Consider the following 24,910-nt stretch of genomic DNA (forward strand, 5'->3'; position numbering starts at 1 on the left):
CGCGGGTCGGGTGGCGTTGTGTTTTTTTTGATCACTCGTGCCCCCCCCGGCGGGGCGGGGGGGGGGGCCCCCGGGGGGCGGGCGCCCCCCCCTCCCGGTCATGCGGGTGGTCGGGTCACTTCGAGCTGTCGTAGGTCCCCAGCTTGACGTCGGCGGTCCGGGTCTCCCCGTTGCGGACGTAGGTGACCTGCGTCGTCGCGCCACCGGCGAAGAAGCGCACCTGCGCGGTGAGGTCCGTCGCGTCAGCGATGGTGGCGTCACCGAGCTTGGTGACGACGTCGCCCTTCTGCAGCCCGGCGTCGGCGGCGGCGCCACCGGAGACGACCGACTTGATGAGCGCGCCGACCTGCGAGGCGTTGGCGTCCTCGGTGGCGTCGCCGACCGACGCGCCGAGCAGACCGTGCGTGGCCTTGCCGTTGTCGACGATCTCGGAGGCGACGCGCTTGACCAGGTTCGACGGGATCGAGAACCCGACACCGATGCTGCCCGACTGGGAGCTCGACGAGCTCGAGCTGCCGGCGCTGGCGATCGCGACGTTGATGCCGATGAGCCGGCCCTTGTCGTCGAGCAGCGCACCGCCCGAGTTGCCGGGGTTGATCGACGCGTCGGTCTGGATCACTGGCAGGGACACCGTGGTGCCCGCCGACGGGCTGCTGCCGTTGTCGCCGTTGCCCCAGAAGTCGAACGGACCGTTGCCGTTGTTGCCCTGACCCTCGTTGGAGTCGCCGCCCGCGTTCGGGTCGCTCGAGGTGACCTGGATGCTGCGGTTCAGGGTCGAGACGATGCCGTCGGTGACCGTGTTCGACAGGCCCAGCGGCGCGCCGATCGCGACGGCGGTGTCGCCGACGTTGAGCTTCGACGAGTCGGCGAAGGACATCGGGGTGAGGTCCGGCGCGTCGATCTTGATGACCGCGAGGTCCACGGTCGGGTCGGTGCCGATGAGCTTGCCCTTGTACACACGGCCGTTCGAGGTCGTCACCGAGATGGTGCCGCTCGAGCTGTCACCGTCGAGCGTCACCACGTGGGTGTTCGTGACGATGTAGCCGTCCTTGTTGAGGATGACGCCGGAACCGGTGCCGGCTTCGCTGCTCGCCGAGACGTTGATCGTGACGACCGACGGGGTGGCCTTCGCGGCGACCGCGGTGACGACCGTGGCGGAGTCGTAGTCGTTGACGGTCAGGTTGCCGCCGCTCTGCGAGGTGCCGCCGCCGCCCGAGATGGTGCTGCCGTTGCTGGCCGAACCGGCAGCCCAGCCCGCGCCGCCGCCGACGAGGCCGGCGAGGACGAGCCCCGCGACGATCGGCAGGACGAGCTTGTTGCGGCCGGAGCGCTCGCGGGTAGCGGTGCCGGTCGTGGCCGCGGCACCGGAGAAGTAGTGGCCGTTCGCGCGCTGCTGGTCGGCGGCGTCACCGAACGAGCTCGTCGACGACGGTACCTGGTCGGCGGACGGCGTCGGGGCCGCGGCGCCGGAGTACTCGCCGTAGCGGGGGCGGTCCTGGCCGTACTGGCTCTGCTGGCCGTACTGGCCCTGCTCGCCGTACTGCCCCTGGCCGTACTGGGCGGGCTGGCCGTACTGGCCCTGCTGCCCGTACTGACCCTGGCCGTACTGCGCGTCCTGCCCGTACTGGCTCTGCTGGCCGTACTGCGCTGCCTGACCGTACTGGCTCTGCTGCCCGTACTGGCCCTGCCCGTACTGCGAGGTCTGGTCGTACTGGGACGTCTGGCCGTACTGACCCTGGCCGGACTGTGCGTCCTGGCCGGACTGCGCGTCCTGGCCGTACTGGCTCTGCTGGCCGGACTGCCCCTGCTGCGAGTACTGGCCGTACTGGCGGTACTGACCGTACTGGCCGTACTGAGCGGTCTCGGTCGCGTCGGCGTCGCCCGAGGCCCCGGAGCCGAACGTCGGGTACGGGGTCGTGTACTGCTCGGTGGGGTGGTCGGAGGCGGCGGTGTGCTCGCCCTCCGCTGCGGGAGTCGTCCCCACCACGTCCGTGTCGTCGGCGTCGCGGTGCCCGTGCTGGGTGCCGTTCGACTCGTCCGGACCGGTGGTCTCGTCGCGACGGTCGTCGTCGCCGTGCCCGTTGGGCGTGGTGTCGCTCATGCTGGACGTGCTCCTTTCAAGCTCCTGCAGTCTCCACCACCGACCTGGGCGGTCATGATGGCGCACCTGCGAGCTGGCCAAGCCGATCGTATGCGTCAGCTGTGTGCCCGGTCCGCACACGACGGACGAGGGCCGCTCGACGAACGGGGTCTGCACACGACGACGGCGACCGCCGGAGCCGGGACGGGGCGGACGCTAGGTTGGGGGCCAGCGTGCGCCGCGCCTCCCGGCCGGTGCCTCGACGTCGAGAGGGGTCGCTCATGCGGCAGATCGGTCCGTGGCTGCGAGCCGCCGAGGGCGCGATGCTCCTGGGACCCGACGGGGTGCCCGCGCCGACCGTCTTCGCCGAGATGAGCGCCCTGGCGGCGGCCACCGGAGCGATCAACCTGGGGCAGGGCTTCCCCGACGAGGACGGGCCCGCCGCGGTCCTGGACGCCGCGGTGGCGGCGATCCGCGCCGGTGCGAACCAGTACCCGCCGGGTCGGGGCACCCCGGACCTGCGCGCGGCCGTCGCCGAGCACCAGGCGCGCTGGTACGGCCTGGACGTCGATCCCGACCGGGAGGTCCTGGTCACCGCCGGCGCGACCGAGGCGTTGGCCGCCACCCTGCTCGCGCTCGTCGAGCCCGGTGACGAGGTCGTCACCTTCGAGCCGTTCTACGACGCCTACGGGGCGCTCATCCGGCTGGCCGGTGCGACGCACGTCACCGTGCCGCTGCGGGCCCCCGACTTCCTGCCCGACGAGGCCGACCTGCGCGCCGCCTTCTCCGACCGCACCCGGGTCGTGCTGGTGAACACACCGCACAACCCGACCGGCCGGGTGCTGCCGGTCGAGGTCCTCCGCACCGTGGTCGAGCTCGCCGAGCAGTTCGACGCGGCGATCGTCACCGACGAGGTCTACGAGCACCTGGCGTTCGCCGGCACCCACGTCCCCCCGGTCACGCTCCCCGGGGCACGCGAGCGCACGGTCTCGATCTCGAGTGCTGGCAAGACCTTCAACACGACGGGGTGGAAGATCGGCTGGCTCACCGCTCCCCCGGCCCTGGTCGAGGCGATCACGACCGTCAAGCAGTACCTGACCTTCGTCAACGGGGCGCCGTTCCAGCCCGCGATCGCCACCGGGCTGCGCCTGCCCGACGCGGTCTTCGCCGGGATCGCGGCGGACCTCGGGGCGAAGCAGGAGATCCTGGCCGCCGGGCTCGCGGCCGCCGGCTTCGACGTGCTGCGGCCGGACGCGGGCTACTTCGTCATCGCCGACGCGGCCCCGCTCGGGCACGATGACGCCCGCGCCCTGTGTCTGGAGCTCCCGCGGTTGGCCGGCGTGGTAGGCGTACCGGTGTCGGCGTTCGTCCGCCCGGACCACGTCGACGGGTACCGGTCGCTCATCCGGTTCGCCTTCTGCAAGCGGCGGTCGGTGCTCGAGGAGGCCGTGGCCCGGCTGGCAGGGCTCGCCATGGCGGTCTGAGCCGCCCGCAGGGCGGAGTGCGACGCGCGGGGCGGTCGCCGCGTCAGTCGCGCGGCTGGACGTCGTACCGGCGGAGGGACAGCGACGGGTTCACGGACCGCACCCGCTCGGTGACGTCGGTGTCGACGGTCGTGACGAGCAGTCCGGGCTCGGCCCCGAGCGCGGCGACCGCGGTCCCGGTGGGGTCGAGCGCGACCGTGCCACCGATGCCGACGGGCGGCGCTTGTCCGACGCCGACGACCCAGACGGTGTTCTCGATCGCCCGTGCGGTCAGCAGCGTCCGCCAGTGGTGTTCCTTGCCCGGACCCTGGACCCACTCGGCCGGCAGGACCACGACGTCGGCAGCGCCGTGCTCGGGCGCGGCCAGGCGCCTGGTGACCTCGGGGAAGCGCAGGTCGTAGCAGGTCTCGAGGCCGACCCGGACGCCCGCGACCTCGACCACCGGCAGCTGTACGGGGTCACCGGCCTCGATGCGGTCGGACTCCCGCGACCCGAACGCGTCGTAGAGGTGCACCTTGCGGTACGTGGTCAGCACCGAGCCGTCCGCACCGATCGCCACCAGGGTGTTCCGGAAGCGCTCCGCCGTCTCCCCCGTCTCGGCCACGCCGACGACCAGCGCGATGCCGGTGCTGCGGGCGATCCGGCGAAGGCCGGTGACGAAGGACCCGTCGAGCGGCTGCGCTGCCGCGACGAACCGGTCGTCGATCTCGGCCGTGAAGTACGAGCTGTACTCCGGCGTGACCAGGAGCTGTGCGCCCCGCTCCACCGCGGTCCGGGCAGCATCGGCCACGGAGCGGAGGTTCGCGGCGGTGTCGTCGACGGGGGCGAACTGGGCTGCCGCGATGGTCAGGGTCGTCACGGTGCCAGGCTAGCCGCGCTCAGCCCCGGAACGCGAAGCAGCCCGGGAACGCGAAGAAGCCCCGGTCCGTGAGGACCGGGGCTTCTCGTGTCGCGTTGGTTGCGGGGGCAGGATTTGAACCTACGACCTCTGGGTTATGAGCCCAGCGAGCTACCGAACTGCTCCACCCCGCGGCACATGGAAAACACTACACGGACCCGAGCGGGGTGCCAAATCGAGCACCCCGCTCGGCGTGTTCAGCCCTTCGAGGCGGTGCTGTTCTCGGCTGCGATGGCGGCCTCGATGGCCTGCTGCAGCTGCTTGTCGGCCTCGGCCGCAGCGACGAGGTCGTTGTCGGCGTACGCCTGCTCGCGGGCCCGGAGCGCCTTGTCGGCGTCGGACAGCGCCTGCTGCACGTCCGGGTTGCTGCTGCCCGCGGACGAGCCGCCCGTGGAGCCGCCCGTGGCACCGCCGGGAGCACCGCCGGTCGAGGTCCCCGACCCGGAGTCACCCGAGTCCGAACCGGAGCCGGACGCTGCACCGGAGTCACCCGCGGCCGCACCGGAGTTGCCACCGAACAGCTTGTCGAGCGCCTGGTCGAGCGTGTCCTCGAACGCGATCTTGTCGCCGAAGGCCACCAGGACCTTCTGCAGCAGCGGGTACGAGCCGCTCGAGGTGGACTGCACGTACACCGGCTGGACGTAGAGGAACCCGCCACCCACCGGCAGGGTCAGCAGGTTGCCCTGCTTCACCGTGCTGTTGCCGCGCTTCAGGATGTTGAGCTCCTGCGACACGGTCGGGTCGGAGTTGAACAGGTTCTGCACCTGCGACGGACCCGGGATGCTGTCGGTCTTCGGGATGGTCAGCAGCGTGAGCTTGCCGTACCCCTTGCCCTTCTTGCCCTTGCCGGCCCCGCTGGCATCCGACCCGACAGCCAGGTAGCCGGTCAGGACGTTGCGCGCGTTCGACGACGAGTTCTGCTTCGGGATGTACGTGCTGTACAGCGAGTACGCCGTCCCGGAGCCGGGGACCTTCATCGTCAGGTAGTACGGGTCCTGCTGGTCGGGGTTCGTCGCGGTGGTCTGCGTCCCGAGTGCGTTCGTCGTGGTCGTGTTCGTCCCCGAACCGGAGCCGGCCGAGTCGGAGTCCCCCGCGCTCGTCGACGTCGAGGTCGGGTCCACCGGGGTCGTCCATGCGTCGTCGCCCGAGTAGAACGAGTTGGCGTTGGTGACGTGGTAGGTGCCGAGGATGCTCCGCTGGACCTTGAACAGGTCCGTCGGGTAGCGGACGTGCGCCAACAGGTCGGCGCTCATCGAGGAGACCGGCTGCAGCGACGTCGGGAAGATCTTCTGCCAGGTCTTCAGCACCGGGTCGGTGGTGTCCCAGGCGTAGAGCGTGACCTTGCCGGTGTAGGCGTCGACGGTGGCCTTGACCGAGTTCCGGATGTAGTTCACCTGGTCGGTGCGGAAGCTGCCGGTGTCGGTGCCGTTGATGCTGTCGGTCATGCTCTGGCTCTGCGAGTACGGGTACGCGTTGCTCGTGGTGTACCCGTCGACGACCCACTGGATGCGGTTGTCGACGATCGCCGGGTAGGCGTCCTTGTCGAGCTTCAGGTACGGCGCGACCTTGCTGACGCGCTGCACCGGGTCACGGTCGTACAGGATCTGCGAGTCCGCGTTGACGGCGTTCGACAGCAGGATCTGCTCGGACTGGAACTTCGCCGCGTAGACCAGGCGGTTGAAGAAGTTGCCGATCTTCGGGCCGCCGTCGGCCGCGTAGGTCGTGGTCGCGTTGCCGTCGTTGTCGTCGGACCCGGACGGGTAGTCCAGCTCCACGTCCTTGGTGCCCTTCGGCGCCCCGACGATCGAGTACGCGGGCGAGTTCTCGCCGAAGTACACGCGCGGCTGGTACTTGCCGAGGTCGCCGCCGGCCGGGATGCCCGACTCGATGAAGACCGGCTTGCCGTCGCTCGCACGCTGGTTGCCGTAGGCCGCGACGACGCCGTAGCCGTGGGTGTAGACGAACGTGCGGTTGTACTGCGTCGCCGACGAGCCGAGGCCGTCGAGGTCGATGTCACGCACGGCCAGGACGGTGTCCTCGGTCTTGCCGTCGACCTGGTAGCGGTCGACGTCGAGCTGGTCCGGGAACTGGTAGTACTGCCGGTACTGCTGCAGCTGGCTGTACGTGTCCGCCACGATCTTCGGGTCGATGATGCGGATGTTCGCGGTGGTCTGGGCGTCCTCCGACAGGGCGCCCGAGGTCGCGGTGGTGGTCGCGTCGTAGTCGCGTTCCTTGACCCCGGCGACGTCGTAGGCGTCACGGGTGGCGTCGATGTTCCGCTGGATGAACGCCGACTCGAACGACCGCTCGCTCGGTGCGACCTGCAGGCGCTGGACGATCCACGGGTAGATGCCGCCGATGACGATCGCCGCGACCAGGAGCAGGCCGGTGCCGACGATCGAGATGCGCCAGCGGCCGATGACGGCGGTGACGATGAACAGGATCGCCACGATCGCGGCGATGCCGGCCATGATCTCGCGGCCCGGGATGGTCGCGTTCACCTCGGTGTACTGGGCACCGGTGATGAGCGAGTTGTCCTTGGTCAGCGCGGCGTACTGGTCGAGCCACAGGCTGGCGGCCTGCAGGGCGATGTAGAGGCCGGCCGTCACCGCGAGCTGGATGCGGGCGGCCCGCGAGATCCGGACCTCGCGCCCGCCGAAGCGGAGCGCCCCGTACAGGTACGTGGCGGCCAGGGCGGCGAGCCCGGCGATCAGGACGACCGCGGACGAGTACGCCACGACGGCACGCCAGAACGGCAGCTCGAAGACGTAGAACCCGATGTCGAGCCCGAACTGCGGGTCCGTCTTGCCGAAGGGGGTGCGGTTGAAGTACTCCAGCACCATGCTCCAGCGCGGCGCCGTCGCGAGCCCGGCGAAGACACCGAGCACCGCGGGGATGCCGAGCATGACGACGCGGCGCAGCGGTTCGATGACCTGCTGGTAGCGGTCGAGCTGCGAGTTGAGCTTCGCGTAGACGGGGCGGAACCGGAAGGCGAGCGTGATGCTCAGCCAGACCGGGACGGCCATCCCCAGGAACCCGGCGACGAACATCGCCGTCCCGGCGAGCCACCTGGTGGTGAGGACCCGCTCGAACCCGAGTTGCGTGAACCACGCGTAGTCGGTGTAGAGGCTGGCGAAGATGAAGAAGCCGATCACCAGTGCGGCCAGCACGATGATCGTGACCACGATCGGGACACGCGGCGAGCGCCGTCCCGCGGTGGACGAGGTGTTCGTCACTTGTTGTGCTCCAGACGTGTCGGACCGGCGGCGCCGGCAGGCCGAGCCGTCAGTGCGTCGATCCTATTCGCCTCGGCCGACAGTCAACCTGTGCTGCGTCTCAGGAAGCCGGCTCGGGCCTCCGGTCCGGCCGGGAGGCCCGTCCCCCGTTAGCCCCGTCAGTCCGGTCGGACGGCGCCCAGGCCGCGCAGCGCTCAGCGCGTGCAGCGCTCGAGTCCGGCGGTGCTGCGGCCGGCGGCGATCGTCTGCAGGTCAGTGACGGCCTGGTCGAGGGTGGAGACGGCGTAGACGTCGAGGCCAGCGGGCACGTGGCCGACGACCTCGTCGCAGTTCGTCTTCGGTGCGAGGAAGACCTTCGCGCCGGCGGCCTCGGCGCCGTAGAGCTTCTGGCGGATGCCACCGATGGGGCCGACCTCGCCGGCCGCGGTGATCGTGCCGGTGCCCGCGACGTGCTCGCCGCCGTTGAGCTTGCCCGGCGTGATCTCGTCGATGATCCCGAGCGCGAACATCATGCCGGCCGAGGGGCCGCCGACGTCCTGGAGCTTGATGTCGACGTCGAAGGGGAAGTCGTAGTGCTCGACGACGCCGACGCCGATCAGCGCGGTGCCCTGCTCGGACCGGGGGGTCAGGGAGAGCTCGCGGCTCGCGCCCCCGCGCTCCACCGTGACCGTCGCGGGCGACGAGGTGCCGTGCTTCGCGACGAGTTCGCGGAGCGTGGTCGCATCGGCGTTGGTGCGCAGTGACGTGCCGTCGAAGGCGGTGACGACGTCCCCGGTGCGGACCACGCCGTCGGCTGCAGACCCGTCCTGGATGCTGCCGACCTCGAGTTCGGTCGGGATCCGGTACCCCTGGTGGACGAGCGCGGCGGCCACCGCGGACTGCTGGGAGTTCGTCATGTCGGCGGCGTCCTGCTTGTTTACCTGGTCGGTCGAGGTGCCGGGCGGGTAGATCGCACTGGCCGGCACGACCGCCTGCGACTTCGTGAACAGGGCCCGGACGACGCTGGTCCACGAGGGCCGCTCGGTGGCGGTGCCCTGCACGCTGACCGTGAGCATGTCGAGCGCGCCGGAGGTCGGGTACGTGCGGTGTCCGTCGATCTCGATGAGCTCGACGTCCTTCGCGTCCTTGCCCGTGCCCTGCCGCTGGGTGCCGATCGTGTTGAACACGGGTCCGGGCATCTCGATGACGTACGGGCTCGGCAGCACGCTCGCCACCAGTCCCAGCACGACGGCTCCGGCGACGAACACCCACCCGACGGTCCGCGAACGCGAGCGACGACGGGGAGCGGGGGCGAAGAGGGTCACGCAGGGTCCTTCCGGAGGCTGTTCGCCCACGGCGCAGCCGTCCGGGCGGATGCCCGGGCCGGTCCCAGGTCCGGGCCCGCGGGCAGCGGTTAGCGTAGTCGGCATGCCTGATGAACCGCAGCCGGGGCCGGACGACGACTTCCAGGAGATGCTCCGCAAACTCCTGTCCGGCGAGGGGCAGATCGACCCGTCGCAGCTCGCCGGTGCCGCCGGCCTGCCGAACGACCCGGCCGCCGTCGCCGAACTGATGAGCCAACTCCAGCGCGCCGCGCAGACCGGCTCGGACGGCATCGACTTCACGGTGACCGCCGACCGCGCCGCCACCATCGCGCGGGAGGGCGCCGAGCCGCTCGACCCCGCCACCGCCCAGGCGTCGACGCAGGCGTTCCAGGTCGCGGCCCTGTGGCTCGACGAGGTCACCACCGTCGCCGAACTCACCGCGGCGCCGAGTGTCTACACCCGTGAACAGTGGGCGAAGGCGACGGCACCGGTGTGGTCGCAGATCGCCGAACCCGTGGCCTCGAGCATCGCCACGGCCCTGACCGAGGCGATCGACCAGCGCGCGCCGGAGGAGCTCAAGGCGATGCTCGGCGACGTCTCGAAGGCGATGCGCGGTGTCGGCGGAGCCCTCTTCGCGATCCAGCTCGGCCAGGTCGTCGGACAGCTCGCGAAGGAGGTCGTGTCCGGTGGCGACGTCGGCATCCCGCTGCTCGACGAGCAGGTCGCCGCGCTGGTGCCGCAGAACGTCGCCGAGTTCGCCGACGGGCTCGACGTGCCGGTCGACGAGGTCCGCATCTACCTGGCGGTCCGCGAGCTCGCCCACGCGCGGCTGTTCCGCTCGGCCCGCTGGCTCCGACTGCACATCATCTCCTCGATCACCGAGTACGCGAAGGGCGTGCACATCCCGTTCGACCGGGTGGAGGAATCGCTCTCCGGCATCGACCCGACCGACCAGGAGCAGCTCCGCGACGCCCTGGCCTCCGGGGCGCTCATCCCGCCGCGGACGCCCGAGCAGGACGCCGCCCTGGCCCGCCTCGAGACGATGCTCGCGCTGGTCGAGGGCTGGGTCGACACGGTCACGGCCGCCGCGACCGCACGCCTCCCCCGTGCCGGGGCGATCGCCGAGATGGTCCGCCGCCGCCGTGCCGCGGGCGGTCCGGCCGAGTCGGCGTTCGCGACGCTCGTCGGTCTGGAGCTCCGCCCCCGCCGGCTGCGCGAGGCCGCAGCGATGTGGCAGCGCGTGACCGACGAGCTCGGTGCCGACCAGCGCGACGCGCTGTGGGCCGCGTTCGACCTGGTGCCGGGCTCCGACGACATCGACGCACCGGAGTCGCTCGTCGCCCGGCTGCGGGACCCGTCGCAGTCCGCCGAGGACGACGCGTTCGACCGTGCGCTCGAGGACCTGCTCAACGACGCGACCGACGACCGTCCGCACGAGGACGAGTCCGGCGGGATCGACGAGGACCCGGGCACCGACGGTCCGTCCGACGGCCCCGCGACCGGTCCCTCGGGCGGCCCGGCAGCCGGCCCGGCAGCCGGCCCGGCCGGCGGTCCGCAGCAGTAGTCGTCCGGACGGGAGGCGCGCCCCGCCTCCCGTCCACACCCGCCGGTCCGCCCCGCGGTTGTCCACAGATCACGCCGTCCGCCTCCGACCGACACCGGTGATGCGCGAGCGTTGGCGACATGGGCATCCGCATCGATCCGACGCTCGAGTTCGTGTGGCGCGACCCGTGCACCGTGCAGCTCGGGGTCGACCCGCCGCGTGCCGTGGTGCCGGTCCCGACCACGGCCGAGGAGCGGTTCCTCTGCGCGCTCCGACGTGAGACCGCCCGGGACGTGATGGCCGGGCTGGCACGGAGCGTCGGCTGCGCACCGGCCGCGGCCGCCCGGGTCCTCGGCGACGCCGCCGCCGCGGTCGTCGACATGCTGCCGGAGCCCCTCGCCCGGGTCGAGGTCGCTGGCGTCGGGCCGCTCGCCGACGAACTCGACCGGATGCTCACCGGCGACGGCGTGACCGTCGTCCGGACGATCGCTCCGCGGGGTGGCCCGGTGCCCGAGCCGGACCCACCGCCGGCGCTGGCCGTCCTCGTCGCCGACCACGTGACCGACCCGGTCGTCCGGTCCGCGTGGACCCGGCGGTCGGTGCCGCACCTGCCGGTCGTCGTCGGCGACGGCCGGGTCCGCGTCGGGCCGTTCCTGGTGCCGGGAGCCGGGCCGTGCCTCCAGTGCGTGGAGCTGGAACGGACCGACGCCGACCCGGCCTGGCCGGCGATCGCCGCGCAGGTGTGGGGACGACCGGCCGCGGCGCTGTCCCCGTGGCGTGCGGCCAGCCTGGCGGCCACCGTGGCCCGGACGGTCCTCGACCGGCTGCCGCTGGTCGTGCAGCGGCCGGACGCCGAGCAGCTGGTGTTCGACCGGGCCGACCTGTCGGTCACCCGGCGGTGGGTCGCTCCGCATCCGCGGTGTGCGTGCCGATCGCTGCCAGGAACCGACTCGCCACCCGGGGTCCGCCCCGTGACGAGCCCTGCGCCGACCACGTCATGGTCAAGGAACGACGGGCACGGGTGATGCCGACGTAGAACAGGCGGCGCTCTTCGTCGATGCCGTCGTCGGTGGTGGCGTACGAGATCGGCAGCAGCCCTTCGGCGACGCCGGCGAGCACCACGTGCGGCCACTCCAGGCCCTTCGACGAGTGCAGCGTCGCGAGGGTGACGGCGTCGAGCTCCGGCTCGTGGTGGGTGGCCGCGCGGTCGACCAGGTCCGCGGTGAACTGCTGCATCGTCGTGTCGGCGGGTGCGTTCTCGGCGAGCTGCATGATCGCCTGCAGCGCCTCCCACTGTTCGCGGACGGCGCCGGTGCCCTCGGGGGCGGTGCGGGTCCACCCGCTGATCTGCAGGACGAGCTCCACGCGGCGCAGCAGTTCGTCGTCGGTCTGCCGGACCGCCTCGCCACGCATGTGGTGCACGGCGAGCTTGACCTCCGGCCGGTCGAAGAACCGCTTGCCGCCCTGCACCCGGTACGGGATCCCGTTGCGGGCGAGCGCCGACTCGATCGCGGCGGACTGGGCGCCGACGCGGAACAGCACCGCGCAGTCGCCGTACGCGGCACCGCCGGTCACGAGCTCGGCGATGCGTCGGGCGATGGTGGCCGCCTCGTCACCGTCGTGGACGCAGGGCAGCACGACCGGTTCGGGGCCGGGGGTGGTCTCCTGCGCGACGAGGTCCAGCGCCCCCGGCTGGCCGCGCATCAGGGCGTTGGCCGCGAGCACGACCTCCCGGGTGGACCGGTAGTTCCGTTCCAGCCGGAGCACCGACGCGCGCGGGAACTCCGAACCGAACCCGAGCAGGTAGCGGCTCGAGGCACCGGTGAACGAGTAGATCGTCTGACTGGCGTCCCCGACGACGCACAGGTCGTCCCGGCCGCCGAGCCACGCCCGGAGCAGGTCGTGCTGGACGGGCGAGACGTCCTGGTACTCGTCCACGACGAAGAAGCGGTACTGCTGCCGCACGAAGGACGCGACCCGGGGCTCGGACTCCACCATGCCGAGCGTCAGCAGCAGCACGTCCTCGAAGTCCATCTGCCGACGGTCGTCCTTGAGCCGTTCGTAGGCGCGCATCAGGTCGACGACCCGCGACGGCGAGGTGTCCCGCGGCATGGTGCGCTCGGACGCCGCGGCCTCGTACTCGTCGTAGGTGAGTCGCTGCACCTTCCGCCACTCGACCTCGCCGGCCAGGTCGCGCAGCACCGGGGTGTCCACCCGCAGGCCGATCGTGTCGGCCGCGTGCGCGATCACCCGGCCCTTCGACTCCACCAGGCCGGGCGCGTGGCCGCCGACGGTGTCCGGCCAGAAGTACCCGAGCTGCGACATCGCCGCCGCGTGGAAGGTCCGGGCCTGTACGGCTCCGGCGCCCAGGGCACGCAGCCGGGAGCGCAGCTCACCGGCGGCGCGGGTGGTGAAGGTCAGCGCCAGGACGTGGTTCGGCGAGTACGTGCCGGTGGCGACGCCGTACGCGATCCGGTGCGTGATCGCCCGGGTCTTGCCGGTGCCGGCACCGGCCAGGACCGCGACCGGGCCGAGGAGGGTCCGGGCGACGGTGCGCTGCTCGGCGTCGAGCGCCGCGAGCAGCGCGTCCGGCGAGGGCGTCGTCGGGTCGACGGGTCCGGCTGCGGGGGTCACGGCAGGTCGAGCGGCCCGCCGTACCACTCCTCGATGATCACGCGGGCGATGGAGGTCCGGCCGGGCAGCAGCACCGTGTCGCCGGCCTGCTCGCGGATCTCGTCGCGCGAGAACCAGCGGACGTCGATGATCTCCACACCGTCCGGGCGGGCAGTCGAGGGGTCGCCGTCGACCGCCCGGGCACGGAAGCCGACCATCAGTGACGCCGGGAACGGCCACGGCTGCGAGCCGAGGTACTCGGGCTCCTCGATGGTGACGCCGGCTTCCTCGAAGACCTCGCGCCGGACGGCGTCCTCGAGGGACTCCCCCGGCTCGACGAACCCGGCGAGCAGCGAGTAGCGGTTCGCGTCCCAGGCGGCGTTCGAACCGAGCAGGATCCGGTCCTGCCCGTCGGTGATGCCGACGATGATCGCGGCGTCGGTGCGCGGGAAGTGCTGGTGGCCCTCGGGGTCGCGGCGGACCCAGCCGCCGACGGTGGACTCGGTCGGCGAACCGGTGCGCGGCGAGAACCCGTGCACGGCGTGCCAGTTCGCCATCGCCACGGCCTCGACCGCCAGGCCCTGGTCACGCGCGGACAGCTCGGTGCCGAACATGCGGAGGTTCTCCCACACGTCGGTGTCCGGCTCGATCCGGGCGGCCGCGGCGTCATCGACGAGGGCCGCGACGAAGCGGGTGCCCGCCGGGGCGTCCGGAGCGTCGCTGACCGCGCGACCGAGGTAGAGCAGGGTGGCGTCGTCCGGCACCTGGCCGGCGTCGACGAAGCGCAGCGTGCCGTCGGCGTTCCGCAGCATGGCGCCGCGGTGCACCGGCAGGAACCGGGTGGTCGGGTCGTCGCGCAGCACCCGCTCGAGGTCGGGCGTGGAACGGTGCTCCGCGTCGCGGTCGAGCTCGTTGCGGGCGAGCGGCAGCCGGGCGGCGAACTCCACGGTCACACGGATCTCCTGGTGGTCGACACGTCCCGGGTCAGCGTGGCGCGCACCGATCGGATGCGCCGCGGACCTACCCTGTTGGGCATGGCGGGATCGCAGTTCACTCTAGCCGCGTTGGCGACCACGGCCGTGCCCGGACTGGTCCTGACCGGCACACGCACGCTCGGCTCGGTGGCCGGCGGCGACTACGAGTCGGCCGTCGTCCGCGACGCCGACGGCCGGTCCTCGGCGATCCGTCGTCCCCGGAACCAGCGCGCGGAAGCGCGCCAGTCCGCCGACCTCGTCGCGATCCGCGCCCTGAGCGCCGGGATCCGCACGCGCCTCCCGTTCGCCGTGCCGGAGTACCGCGGACAGGCGCCGATCGGGTCGACGCGCGCCATCCTGACGTCCTACGTCGAGGGCGCGCACCCCGCGCTCCGCGACCTGACCGACCGGCCCGAGCTGGCCACCAGCGTCGGTCGCGCGATCGCCGCACTGCACGCCCTGCCGACCAGCTTCGTGACCGACGCCGGCCTGCCGTCCCTGACGCCCTTCGAGGTGCTCCGCTCGGCCGTGTCCGTGATGGACCGCGCCGTCGCGACGAAGCTCGTGCCGGACGCCCTGCAGGAGCGCTGGGAGGGCGCCGCGCGCGACCAGCAGCTCTGGCAGTTCACGCCGACCGTCGTGCACGGCTCGCTCGGACTCGACTCGGTCCTCGTCCAGGGGGACGACGTCACGGGCGTCCTCGGGTGGGGCGAGCTCCGGCTCGGCGACCCGGCCAAGGACCTGGCGTGGGTGCTCGCCGGCCGCCGCGAGGCGTTCGACACCGTGCTCAGCGCCTACACCGCGGGCGGCGGCGGTCGTGACCGCCAGCTCGGGCAGCGCGCCCGCGTGCACCACGAACTCGAGACCGCGCAGTGGCTGCTGCACGGCGTCCAGGTGAAGAGCACCGAGGTCGTCGACGACGCGGTCGCGATGATGCACCGGCTCGCCGAGGCCGTGCACGCCCCGTCGGCCGCCCCGCTGCAGGCCGTCTCACCGGAGACGATGGAGATCGGCGAGGTCGAGCAACTGCTCTCCTCGACCGAACGCCGCCACAGCTGACACACGCGGCACGGCCGGGAGGCCCGCCTCGCGTCAGCAGATCGCCTCGCCTCAGCCGATCGCCTCGCGCCAGGCGCGCTCGAGTCCGGCCCGGTCGAGCAGCGTCGACGGTCGGACCTCCAGGTCGTCGGCGACGAAGTAGAACACCGCGTCGACGTCCGTGATCGGCCGCCCGGTGAACTCGGCGTACGCGACCCGGTACAGCGCGAGCTGCAACTGCCGCCGGTCGAGGTCGTCGGCGCCGCTCGGGGCCTTGCCGGTCTTCCAGTCGACGACCTCGATGCGCCCGTCGATCTCGTACACGGCGTCGAGCTTGCAGACGACGCTGTGACCGAGGAACGGGATGTGGATCTCGCGCTCGACCTCGACCGGGGTGAGCCCTGCCCACCGTGAGCGGGCGAAGGTGTCCTGGAAGTCGGCCAGCCGCCGGGCGTCGTCGTCGCTGACCGGGACCTCGCTGGCCGCCGCCGGACCGCCCTCGGTCGTCTCGTCGGGATCCAGGTCGAGCTCGCCGGCCCACGCGTCGAACCCGCCGTCCCAGCCGCCGAGCGCCGCCGGGGCCTCGCCGCGGGCGCGCTGCTCGACCCACTGGTGGAACAGCGTGCCGAGACGTGTCGCACGGTACGGGCGTTCCGGCATCGGTCGGCGCAGCCGCTCGGCCACCTTGTCCGGCTCACCGAGGTAGTCCTTGAACCCGGACGCCGGCACCCGGTGCGGGACGACGACCTGGTGGGCGGCCGACCGCGAGGCGCGACGTTCCGCGAGCAGCAGGTCGATGTCGGCGGCGTACCGTCCGGCGGCACCGGGGTTCGCGTTCCGGACCCGGTCCGCCGCGGCGAGCACACGGGGCCCGCGGGAGCCGAAGGGCACGTGCGGCCAGGTCTGCGACGCCCCCTGGTCGCCGAGGGGGTTCGACTCGTGGGTCGTGCCGTCCGGGATCCGGTCCGCCGCGAGCACCCCGGCCTCGACCAGGTCGTGCAGGTACCGGCTCGGTGCGGTGGGCTTCACCCCGGTCGACCACGACGAGCCGCTGACGAGCAGCTCGTGCTTGGCCCGGGTCAGCGCGACGTAGGTCAGCCGGCGTTCCTCGTCCTCGTTCCGCGCCTTGACCGCGTCCTTGAAGGCGTCGATCGCGTCGACGACGTCCTTCTGGGTCTCCTGTCCGCGCCAGGCCAGGCGTGGCAGTTCGTCGGCGTCGCCGCGGAACTCGTACGGCAGCCGGCCGAAGCCGAGCCAGCCGGTCGAGCCCTCCTGCGGCCGGGCCGGCAGTCCGCCCTCGACCATCCGGGGCACGGCGACCGCGTCCCACTCGAGCCCCTTCGACCCGTGGATGGTGAGGATCTGGACGGTGCCGCCCTCGGGTTCCTCGGAGCGCGGCCCCATGTCGTCGCGGCGGGCGGCGGCGTCGATCCAGCCGAGGAACGCGCCGAGGTCGGCCCGGTCGTCGGTCTGCACGAAGCCGCTCAGCTCGTCGACGAAGGCGTCGAGGTACGCCGAGCCGCCCTGCTCGTGCGCGCTGACCTCGATGTCGAGCCGCATCTCCTGCACGACGAGTGTGACGAAGTCGACCAGGTCGCCCCCGGCACGGGCCCGCAACGAGGACAGCTGTGTGCCGAGTGCCCGCATGCGCTCCCGGCCGGCCGGGCTGATCGCGTCGAGCGCCGAGTGGTCATCGGGCGCGGTCGTGACGAAGTCGAGCGCGTCGACGACGGACCCGTGCTCCCCCGCGGCGACCGAGGCCCGGAACGCCGCGGTGACCTCGTCGTCGAGGCGTCGGTGCGTGTGGTCGCGGCCGAACAGCCAGCGGGCCAGGCCGTGCAGCGCGACGATGTCGGCCGCGCCGATCCGCCACCGTGCCCCGGCCAGCAGCCGGATCAGGTCGTTGCCCGCGGCGGGGTCGTGCAGCACGCGGAGGCACGCCACCAGGTCGACGATCTCCGGCCGCTGCAGCAGACCCCCGGTGCCGAGCACGTGGTACGGCACCGCCCGGGCACCGAGCGCCGCCGTGAACGCGGAGAGGTCCTTCCGGGCGCGGAGCAGCAGCGCCATGGAGCCGCCGGGGTTCCGGGTCCGGTGGTCGGCGAACCAGGCGGCCACCGCGTCGGCTTCTTCCGGCAGGGTCTCCGGGAACACCGCGCCGACGGTCCCGCGGTCGGCGCCGGGGCGTGGTTCGAGGCGTTCCACCTGGACCTCGGACGCGCTCGAGAGCGGCTCGACGACGGCGTTCGCGGCGGCGAGCACGTCGATCGGGTTCCGCCAGCTGGTCGACAGGGCGTAGGTGACGACGGGATCGCCAGCCGCATCGCCGAAGTCGGCCGGGAAGCGTGCGAGGTTCGCGGCGCTCGCCCCACGGAAGCCGTAGATGGACTGGTGCGGGTCGCCGACCGCCATCACCGGGTGGTCACGGAACAGCCGTGCCAGGAAGCGGGTCTGCACGACCGAGGTGTCCTGGTACTCGTCGAGCAGCACCACGGCGAACCGGGAGCGCAGGTCGTCGGCCACCCGCGGTGCTGCGTCCGCGGCGGCGAGCGCCAGGGCGATCTGGTCCGAGAACTCGACGAAGCCGCGGTCGACCTTCTGGCGGCGGAACTCCTCGACCAGGTCGGCGAGCGGTTCGAGGGACCCGATCGCGGCGACGGCGTCGGTGACGGCCCTGTACGGCGTCCCGCGGCTGGAGCCCGGCAGTTCGAGCAGTTCGCCGAAGTCGATCGCGAACCGGCGGAGGTCGGCCGGGTCGACGAGGTGCTCGGAGGCGGCGCCGGCGAGCGCGACGACCGCGGCGGTGATGGTGTCGACGTTCCGGTCGAGGCCCGCGAGCCGGTCGTCCCGTGCGGCGACGACGACCCGTCTGGCGAGCTGCCACGCCGAGGGTTCGGTGAGCACCTGGGACTCGCCGTCCCGCCCGACGAGCAGGGCGTTCTCGCGGAAGACGGCGTTCGCGAACGCGTTGTAGGTGGACACGGTGGGTGCGAGGAAGGCGTCGCCGGTCTCGATCAACCCGACGTCCTCGAGCGCGCCGATCCGGTCGTTGATGCGGACCCCGAGCTCACCGGCGGCCTTGCGGGTGAAGGTCAGCCCGAGCACCTGGTCGGGCTGCACGAAGCCGTTCGCGAGCAGCCAGACGACCCGGGAGGCCATCGTCTCGGTCTTCCCGCTGCCGGCGCCCGCGACCACCAGGGCCGGGGCGAGCGGGGACTCGATGACGGCCCGCTGCTGCGCGGTCGGTCGGGGCTTGCCCAGGGCGTCGGCGATCTCGTCGGCCCCGTACCGGCGGCGAGCCGGACGCTCGTCCGGCACCGCGCCTCCCGTCGGGGCGACGGTCGGGGCCGCAGCCGCAACCGAAGTCGTCACCGCGGACGCGGCGGTCTGGTCCACCGTGGTCTCGTCGCTCACCAGGTCACCTCGCCCACCACGTGGATGCGGCACTCGGTGCCGGTGCGGGCCCGGTCGCAGTGGTCGTCCACGTTCGCCAGGAACGTCCGCCCGGCCATGCCGCGCGCGACGGTGTGCAGGCGTTCGCGGTAGGCCTCGCGCGACTCCGGGTCGAGGGCCCGCTGCGTCCGCTCGGAGTACGCGTGCGCGCCCTTGGGGTTCTGCACGAAGACGAGCCGGGCGTCGGTGGTCTCCGCACCCTCCGGCACACCCTCGACCGCTCCGTCCGCCACGGCGAGCTGGTACGCGGCGAGCTGCGGGTGTGCGGGCATGTCGTTCTTCTCGCTCGGCATGACGCGGCCGGTCTTCAGGTCGACGATGCTGATCCGACCCTCGGGGTCGACCTCGATGCGGTCGATGCTCCCCCGCACCCGTGCCGGGCCGGTCACGAGGGCGAACGATGCCTCGGCGCCGAGCACCCGTCGGCCGGCGCTGGCGAAGGTCCGCAGGTAGTCGCTGAGCCCCTCGATCATCCGCCGGGTGCGGGCTCGCTCACGGTCCGCGACCCACGGGGACTCGAAGGTCAGCTCGTCCCAGCGTTCCTCGACCCGGTGCCACAGCGACTCGACGTCGACGTCGGTCGCGTGCTCCATCGCCTCGTGCACGATCGTGCCGATGCCCATCGCCGGGCTCGGGGCACCGCCGCCGAACGTCTGCGCGAACCAGTGCACCGGGCACTCCTCGAACGTGCCGATCCGGGAGGGCGACACCGCGACCGTCGGCGGTACTGGCTCGACCACGGCCCCGTCCTCGTCCTCGCCGCCCTCGGGCACGACCGGTTCCGCGTCGAGGTCGACCAGGGGTGCGTCCGTCGACGGCTCGACGATGCCGTACCAGTCGTCCGGGGCCGCGCCGGGGACGTCCTCGGCAGCCAGACGGGCCAGCGCCGAGGCCGCCTCGTGGTCCCCGGTCGCCACCACCCGGCGGCGCAGCGACCCGGCCAGCCCGCGCAACGACAGCGGGTGCGCGGACGCCTGCCGGTCCGGCGGCACCGGCACCAGCCGCACGAACGGCGACGGTGACTCGTCGTCGTTCGCGACGGTCGCGATGACCACCTGGGTCGTCGCGCGGGACACCGCCCGTACGAACAGCCGGAGCTCGTCACCGATCACCGCGGCGCGGTCGTCGGTCGGCGAGTGCGGGATCCCCGCCGCCGCCCGGACCAGCCCGTCCGGGTCGAGCAGGCTGCCGCGCACCCGGGTGTTCGGCCAGACGCCGTCCTGGAGGCCCGTGACCACCACGACGTCGCACTCCAGTCCGACCGTGGCCGAGGGGGTCAGCACGCGGACCCGTCCGGCGGTCCGGTCCGGCCCGATCGAGTCTTCCGGCAGGTCGGCCCCGAGGAGGTCGTCGACGAACACCCGCGCCGGCGCGTCCGGCGTCCGCTCGACGAAGCGCTTCGCGGCGGTGAACAGCCCGACCACGGCGTCGAGGTGTCGGTCCGCCTCGGCAGCCCCGACCCCGCCGGCGACGGACTGCGCGCGCCACACCCCGGCCAGGCCGCTGCGTTCCCAGAGGCCCCAGAGGATCTCCTCGATGCTCGCCCCCGACTCGGCGTCCTGCCGTGCGGTGACGAAGCTCGTGGCGAGCCGCATCGCGCGTCGGGCGAAGGCGGCGTCGATCGTGGCCAGGCGTTCCGGGGCGCCGAGCGCGTCGACGAGCAGCTCGTCGGCCGTCCGGGTCCCACCGCCGGCGAGCTCTTCCCGCCGGAGGGCCAGCCGCAGCCGACGGATCGCCAGGGTGTCCAGGCCGCCGAGCGGTCCGGTGGCGAACGACGTCGCCAGGTCGGCGTCGAGCGGGAGCACCCCGAGCGCGACGGCCGCGGCGTCGACCAGGGTCCGGGAGGCCGTGTCGTCCCGCGGGCGGGTCGGTGCGGCACCGGCGGTCGCGGGGACCTCGGCCACCGAGAGCGCCCGGACCAGTTCGGGGATCGCGGCACCGCTGCGGGTGACGACGACCATGCGGTGCCACGGGACGCCGTCGAGCAGCCGGTGTTCGCGGAGACGTCTCGCCACGGCGGCCACCATCGCGGAACGGCTGGGGGCTTCCAGGTGCAGGACGGCGTCGGAGCTGCCACGGGCCTCCCGGGCAAGGGCCGCCCGCTGTCGACCGGCGGCCGCGGTGCCGATGCGCCCGGTGATGCCAGTCACCAGCGCGCGGATCGGGGCCGCGTGCCGGTGCACGGTGTCGAGGACGATCTCCTGGACCTGCGGGACGCCGAGCCGTGGGCCGAGGTGGCCGAGGACGTCCGGGACGCCGCCGCGGAACGCGGACGCGGCGATGTCCGGGTCGCCGAACGCGACCACCTGCACGCCCGAGCGGGCCAGGGCGCCGAGCAGGCCGATCTCGCCCTCGACGAGTTCCTGCACGTCGTCGACGACCACCAGACGGAGGGCTGCGACGGCGGGCGGCAGGTCCCCCCGGAGCACCGCGGCGGTGGCGAAGGCGACGAGTTCGGCGGCGTCCAGACTGGTCGACCGGAAGGCGGTGACGGCCGCGCGGTACTCGTCGACGAAGTCGCCCACCGCCCGCCACTCGGGGTGGCCGGTGTCGTCGCCGAGCTCGCGCATGTCGTCGGGTTCGATGCCGGCGGCGACCGCCCGCATCATCAGGTCGCGGAGCGCCGTGCGGAAGCCGGCCCGCTCGCGGACCACCTCGGTGATCGGCGCCGGCCAGTCCGGTCCGGTGCCGTCGAGTTCGTGGCCGTCCAGGAGGTCCGCGATGATCCGGTCCTGTTCGCCGCCGGTCAGCAGGGTCGGCGCCTCCTGCCCCTGGACCGAGGCCGCGTGCGCCACCACCTGGAAGGCGAGGGAGTTGACTGTGCGTGCCAGGGCCCCCGGCGTGACCCGGTCGACGGCGGCCGCCAGACGGTCGCGGAGTGCGGTCGCGGCGACGCGCGCCGAGGTCAGCGCGAGGACGGTGCCGTGCCCGGAGGCGTCCACCGCGCCGGGGCGGGCGGACCGGTCGGCCACGAGCCGCGTCAGCGTGCTCGTCTTGCCGGTCCCCGGAGCGCCGATGACGGCTGCGTGCACCCCGTCGGGCAGGGCGAGCACCGCCTGCTGCGCCGGGTCGTCGACCAGTGCGCGCGCGACCGAGCCGAGGTCCGGCGCGGGCGTCAGGGTGGTCGGTGGCACGGTCGTACGGTACCCACCGCAGCCGACATCCCGGGCCGCCCGCGCCGGGGTGCGGACGCGGCCGTGCGCCCGCGGCGAACGCTCCGGGCCGCCCGCGGACGCTCGACTAGGGTGAGGTCGTGGACATCAAGATCGGCATCATCAACAGCCCCCGCGAGATCAGTTTCGAGACGGCGCAGACCGCCGACGAGATCGAGACCGCCGTGGCTGACGCGCTCGCGGCCAAGGCGACGCACATCTCCCTCACCGACGACAAGGGCCGCCGGTTCATCGTGCCGGTCGGATCGCTCGCGTACGTCGAGGTGGGCGCCGAAGAGTCGCGCCGCATCGGCTTCTTCGCCTGACGCTCCCCGCATGGAGCTCCTCTTCGCCGTGCTCGGCGGGATCCTCCTCGGGGCGGTCGCCCACGTCGTCGTGCCCTGGCGCACGACCCGTGGGGTGCTGATCGGCCCCGTGGTCGGCGGCATCGTCGCGGCCGTCCTGTGGGAGGCCCTGACCTGGGCCGGCTGGTCGTACGGCGGGACCTGGATCTGGGTCGTCGCCCTGGTGGCTGCTGCCGCCGCCGCGCTCGTCGTCGAGGTGCTGGTCGGCCGTCGCCGCACCGCAGCGGACGACGCGCACTACGAGCGGATGGTCAAGCAGGGCGCCTAGCGCACGCTCAGGCCGTCAGACGGTCAGGCGGTCAGGCGGTCAGGCCGAGGGCGTCCATCCGGCGGGTGTGTGCCGCGATGAGTTCGGTCCAGACCGGCTCGAGCCGCTCCTGGTCCTCCCGGGCGTGGGACGCCAGCGCCGACCGGGCCACGAGCAGCGTGTCGCCCACGAGCCGTCGGCCCCACATCGCCAGACGGGACGCCACGACCGGGTCCTCGTCGATGCGGGCGGTCAGTTCCTCGACCACCGCGGGCTCTTCACGGGTGTCGAACACCGTGCGCAGGCGCTGCCGCACGTCGATCGGCAGCGACCGCAGCAGGTTGGCGAACAGGTCGTTGAGGATGCCGGCGGTGACGTACCCGGTGAGCATCGACTCGTACCAGTCGGCACCGCTCGTGCGCTCGAGGAAACGGTCGATCGCGTCCCGGTGCGGGGCCATCAGATCGGCTGGCTCCTTGCCGCCACGCTCGATCTCGGCCACGATGGCACGGTGCCGCTCGAGAGCGGTCGTCGCGAGCACCCCGGTGACCAGACGGCCCGAGAGCGTCGGCGCACCGGCGCCGGCACGGCCCATGGTCTCGTACAGCGACAGCTGCAGGTAGGCCGCCTGGCCGAGGTAGACGTCCAGCTCAGGGCTGACGTCGTCCAACTGCAGACGCTCGACGGTCCCGCTGCGCGGGTTCCGCGACGCGAGCCAGGTTGCAGCGAGTTGCCCAGCACGCTTCCGGTTCCACCACGACACCACCCGCCCAGCATACGGGTCGGGTGATACCCCTCCGGCACGTCGGTAGACTGGCCCGGACTCCTCCCCACGAACAGGGTGAACTTCTTTGACTTTCTCAGAACTCCAGATCGAGCAGGACATCGTCGATGCGCTCGCGAGCAAGGGCATCATCGAGCCCTTCCCGATCCAGCAGCAGACGATCCCACTCGCCCTGACCGGCCAGGACATCATCGGTCAGGCCAAGACCGGCACCGGCAAGACCTTCGGGTTCGGCCTGCCGCTGATCCAGCGCATCGGCGCCGACCCCGCACCGGGTGTGAAGGCGCTCGTCGTCGTCCCCACCCGCGAGCTCGCCGTGCAGGTGAGCGAGGACCTCGAGTCCGCGATGGTGAACCGTCCGACCAAGCTCGTCTCGATCTACGGCGGCAAGGCGTACGAGGGCCAGGTCGAGCAGCTCAAGGCCGGCGCGCAGATCGTCGTCGGGACGCCCGGTCGTCTCATCGACCTGCAGCGCCAGCGTCTCCTCGACCTCTCGCACGTGCAGGAGATCGTCCTCGACGAGGCCGACCGCATGCTCGACCTCGGGTTCCTCTCCGACATCGAGCGGATCTTCCAGGCCGTGCCCGAGGTGCGGCACACGATGCTGTTCTCGGCGACGATGCCGGCACCGATCGTCGCGCTCGCCCGCCGCTTCATGTCGCGACCGGTGCACATCCGCGCGACGGACCCCGACGAGGGTCTGATGCAGGCGAACATCAAGCACGTCATCTACCGCGCACACTCCCTGGACAAGGACGAGGTCATCGCCCGCATCCTCCAGGCCGAGGGTCGCGGCAAGACCGTCATCTTCACGCGCACCAAGCGTGCCGCTGCCCGCATCGTCGAGGAGCTGAAGGACCGCGGCTTCAACGCCGCCGCCGTCCACGGTGACCTCAACCAGGAGCAGCGCGAGCGTGCGATGGCAGCCTTCAAGGCCGGCAAGCGCGACGTCCTCATCGCGACCGACGTCGCCGCCCGTGGCATCGACGTGGACGACGTCACGCACGTCATCAACCACACGATCCCGGACGACCCGGACACGTACCTGCACCGCGCCGGTCGCACCGGCCGTGCCGGCAAGACCGGCATCGCGGTCACGTTCGTCGACTGGGACGATCTGCACAAGTGGACGCTGATCGACAAGGCGCTCGAGTTCGGCATCCCCGAGCCCGTCGAGACGTACTCGTCGTCCCCGCACCTCTTCACCGACCTGGACATCCCGGTCGGCACCAAGGGCCGCCTGCCCGGCACGACCTCGCACGCCGCCACCGCCGGCACCGAGAAGTCGTCGGCCGGTTCGCGATCGGGCTCGCGCTCGGGCTCCGACTCACGCTCCGACTCCGGCTCGCGTTCCGGCAGCGCCGGCGAGTCCCGGTCGCGGAACCGCACCCGGTCCGCCGGGTCGGAGTCGTCCGGCTCGCGTCGCGGCTCCGGTGACCGTCCGGCAGCGGAGCGCACCGCGCCCGCCGAGGACGCGCAGGACGTCACCACCGCCGCTGCCACGGTCGAGGGTGCTCCGGCCCCCGCCGCCGGTGACGAGTCGGGTGACGGCACGCAGAAGCGTCGTCGCCGCCGTCGCCGTCGTGGCGGCAGCGGATCGTCGGAGGCGACCGCCTCGGCACCGCAGGGTTCCGCGGACGGCGAGTAGCGCCTCCAGGTCGATCGGCCCCGTCACCTCGGTGACGGGGCCGTCGTCGTCCCACGGCCCGGTCCGCGTCGTGCTGACGGGAGGCCCGTGG

Annotated in this window: 15 protein-coding genes, 1 tRNA gene and 1 pseudogene; 7 read left to right on the plus strand and 10 right to left on the minus strand. The window is 72.6% G+C overall.

Features of this window, described 5'->3' with window-relative positions; translation table 11 throughout:
* Positions 1–115: 115 nt before the first annotated feature.
* Positions 116–2,101: a S1C family serine protease gene (locus QCD68_RS10625; RefSeq protein ID WP_301222993.1), complete on the minus strand. Its 1,986-nt coding sequence runs from the start codon at positions 2,099–2,101 to the stop codon at positions 116–118.
* A gap of 260 nt (positions 2,102–2,361) precedes the next feature.
* Here QCD68_RS10625 and QCD68_RS10630 point away from each other — a divergent pair, with 260 nt between their 5' ends.
* On the plus strand, positions 2,362–3,564 hold the full coding sequence (locus tag QCD68_RS10630) for an aminotransferase class I/II-fold pyridoxal phosphate-dependent enzyme (protein WP_301222994.1): 1,203 nt from the start codon (positions 2,362–2,364) through the stop codon (positions 3,562–3,564).
* Positions 3,565–3,607: 43 nt separating this feature from the next.
* On the opposite strand, the gene QCD68_RS10635 is transcribed toward QCD68_RS10630, so the two are convergent.
* The 4 genes from QCD68_RS10635 to QCD68_RS10650 all read right to left on the minus strand — a co-directional run bounded on the left by QCD68_RS10635 (position 3,608) and on the right by QCD68_RS10650 (position 9,002).
* Positions 3,608–4,423, minus strand: a complete 816-nt coding sequence (locus QCD68_RS10635; RefSeq protein ID WP_301222995.1) for a carbon-nitrogen hydrolase family protein — start codon at positions 4,421–4,423, stop codon at positions 3,608–3,610.
* 96 nt (positions 4,424–4,519) lie between these two features.
* Positions 4,520–4,596, minus strand: a tRNA-Met gene (locus tag QCD68_RS10640).
* Between the two features lie 63 nt (positions 4,597–4,659).
* Positions 4,660–7,698: a UPF0182 family membrane protein gene (locus tag QCD68_RS10645; RefSeq protein ID WP_301222996.1), complete on the minus strand. Its 3,039-nt coding sequence runs from the start codon at positions 7,696–7,698 to the stop codon at positions 4,660–4,662.
* A 194-nt stretch (positions 7,699–7,892) separates the two neighbouring features.
* Positions 7,893–9,002: a YlbL family protein gene (locus QCD68_RS10650; RefSeq protein WP_301222997.1), complete on the minus strand. Its 1,110-nt coding sequence runs from the start codon at positions 9,000–9,002 to the stop codon at positions 7,893–7,895.
* A gap of 103 nt (positions 9,003–9,105) precedes the next feature.
* Here QCD68_RS10650 and QCD68_RS10655 point away from each other — a divergent pair, with 103 nt between their 5' ends.
* Both QCD68_RS10655 and QCD68_RS10660 read left to right on the plus strand, forming a co-directional pair.
* Positions 9,106–10,566, plus strand: a complete 1,461-nt coding sequence (locus QCD68_RS10655) for a zinc-dependent metalloprotease (RefSeq protein WP_301222998.1) — start codon at positions 9,106–9,108, stop codon at positions 10,564–10,566.
* 428 nt (positions 10,567–10,994) lie between these two features.
* A pseudogene (locus QCD68_RS10660) lies at positions 10,995–11,480 on the plus strand (TOMM precursor leader peptide-binding protein); the annotation flags it as partial.
* On the opposite strand, the gene QCD68_RS10665 reads toward QCD68_RS10660, so the two are convergent.
* Both QCD68_RS10665 and nudC read right to left on the minus strand, forming a co-directional pair.
* Positions 11,434–13,179 carry an ATP-dependent helicase gene (locus tag QCD68_RS10665; protein WP_301222999.1) on the minus strand — a complete coding sequence of 582 codons (1,746 nt, stop codon included), beginning with the start codon at positions 13,177–13,179 and terminating at the stop codon, positions 11,434–11,436. The pseudogene QCD68_RS10660 and the gene QCD68_RS10665 sit on opposite strands and share 47 nt — an antisense overlap.
* Entirely contained in the window at positions 13,176–14,111 is a 936-nt protein-coding gene (gene nudC / locus QCD68_RS10670) for an NAD(+) diphosphatase (protein ID WP_253467783.1), read from the minus strand. The genes QCD68_RS10665 and nudC overlap by 4 nt, the downstream gene beginning before the upstream one ends.
* Positions 14,112–14,192: 81 nt before the next feature.
* Here nudC and QCD68_RS10675 point away from each other — a divergent pair, with 81 nt between their 5' ends.
* A complete protein-coding gene (locus tag QCD68_RS10675) occupies positions 14,193–15,191 on the plus strand; it encodes a phosphotransferase (protein WP_253467781.1) in 999 nt (332 codons plus the stop codon).
* A 51-nt stretch (positions 15,192–15,242) separates the two neighbouring features.
* Here QCD68_RS10675 and QCD68_RS10680 read toward each other — a convergent pair whose 3' ends face one another.
* Positions 15,243–18,584 carry an ATP-dependent DNA helicase gene (locus QCD68_RS10680; protein ID WP_301223000.1) on the minus strand — a complete coding sequence of 1,114 codons (3,342 nt, stop codon included), beginning with the start codon at positions 18,582–18,584 and terminating at the stop codon, positions 15,243–15,245.
* Entirely contained in the window at positions 18,581–21,757 is a 3,177-nt protein-coding gene (locus QCD68_RS10685; protein ID WP_301223001.1) for an ATP-dependent helicase, read from the minus strand. Before QCD68_RS10685 ends, QCD68_RS10680 begins: the two co-directional genes overlap by 4 nt.
* A 119-nt stretch (positions 21,758–21,876) precedes the next feature.
* Here QCD68_RS10685 and QCD68_RS10690 point away from each other — a divergent pair, with 119 nt between their 5' ends.
* Together QCD68_RS10690 and QCD68_RS10695 are read left to right on the plus strand one after the other, a co-directional pair.
* Positions 21,877–22,101, plus strand: coding sequence for a DUF3107 domain-containing protein (locus tag QCD68_RS10690; protein ID WP_111075648.1), 225 nt, complete (start codon positions 21,877–21,879; stop codon positions 22,099–22,101).
* Positions 22,102–22,111: 10 nt separating this feature from the next.
* On the plus strand, positions 22,112–22,408 hold the full coding sequence (locus QCD68_RS10695; protein ID WP_301223002.1) for a hypothetical protein: 297 nt from the start codon (positions 22,112–22,114) through the stop codon (positions 22,406–22,408).
* 31 nt (positions 22,409–22,439) lie between these two features.
* On the opposite strand, the gene QCD68_RS10700 is transcribed toward QCD68_RS10695, so the two are convergent.
* A complete protein-coding gene (locus QCD68_RS10700) occupies positions 22,440–23,153 on the minus strand; it encodes a ferritin-like domain-containing protein (RefSeq protein ID WP_259557707.1) in 714 nt (237 codons plus the stop codon).
* 85 nt (positions 23,154–23,238) lie between these two features.
* Here QCD68_RS10700 and QCD68_RS10705 point away from each other — a divergent pair, with 85 nt between their 5' ends.
* Positions 23,239–24,819, plus strand: coding sequence for a DEAD/DEAH box helicase (locus QCD68_RS10705; RefSeq protein ID WP_301223003.1), 1,581 nt, complete (start codon positions 23,239–23,241; stop codon positions 24,817–24,819).
* The last annotated feature ends 91 nt before the right edge of the window (positions 24,820–24,910 follow it).

This window comes from Curtobacterium sp. PsM8 (genome assembly GCF_030433875.1).
Lineage (GTDB): Bacteria > Actinomycetota > Actinomycetes > Actinomycetales > Microbacteriaceae > Curtobacterium.

What these genes read in the sequence shown, in the direction of transcription:
- QCD68_RS10625 (WP_301222993.1), bottom strand. Translation starts at nt 2,101, where the DNA reads ATGAGCGACACCACGCCCAACGGGCACGGCGACGACGACCGTCGCGAC.
- QCD68_RS10630 (WP_301222994.1), top strand. Translation starts at nt 2,362, where the DNA reads ATGCGGCAGATCGGTCCGTGGCTGCGAGCCGCCGAGGGCGCGATGCTC.
- QCD68_RS10655 (WP_301222998.1), top strand. Translation starts at nt 9,106, where the DNA reads ATGCCTGATGAACCGCAGCCGGGGCCGGACGACGACTTCCAGGAGATG.
- QCD68_RS10675 (WP_253467781.1), top strand. Translation starts at nt 14,193, where the DNA reads ATGGCGGGATCGCAGTTCACTCTAGCCGCGTTGGCGACCACGGCCGTG.
- QCD68_RS10695 (WP_301223002.1), top strand. Translation starts at nt 22,112, where the DNA reads ATGGAGCTCCTCTTCGCCGTGCTCGGCGGGATCCTCCTCGGGGCGGTC.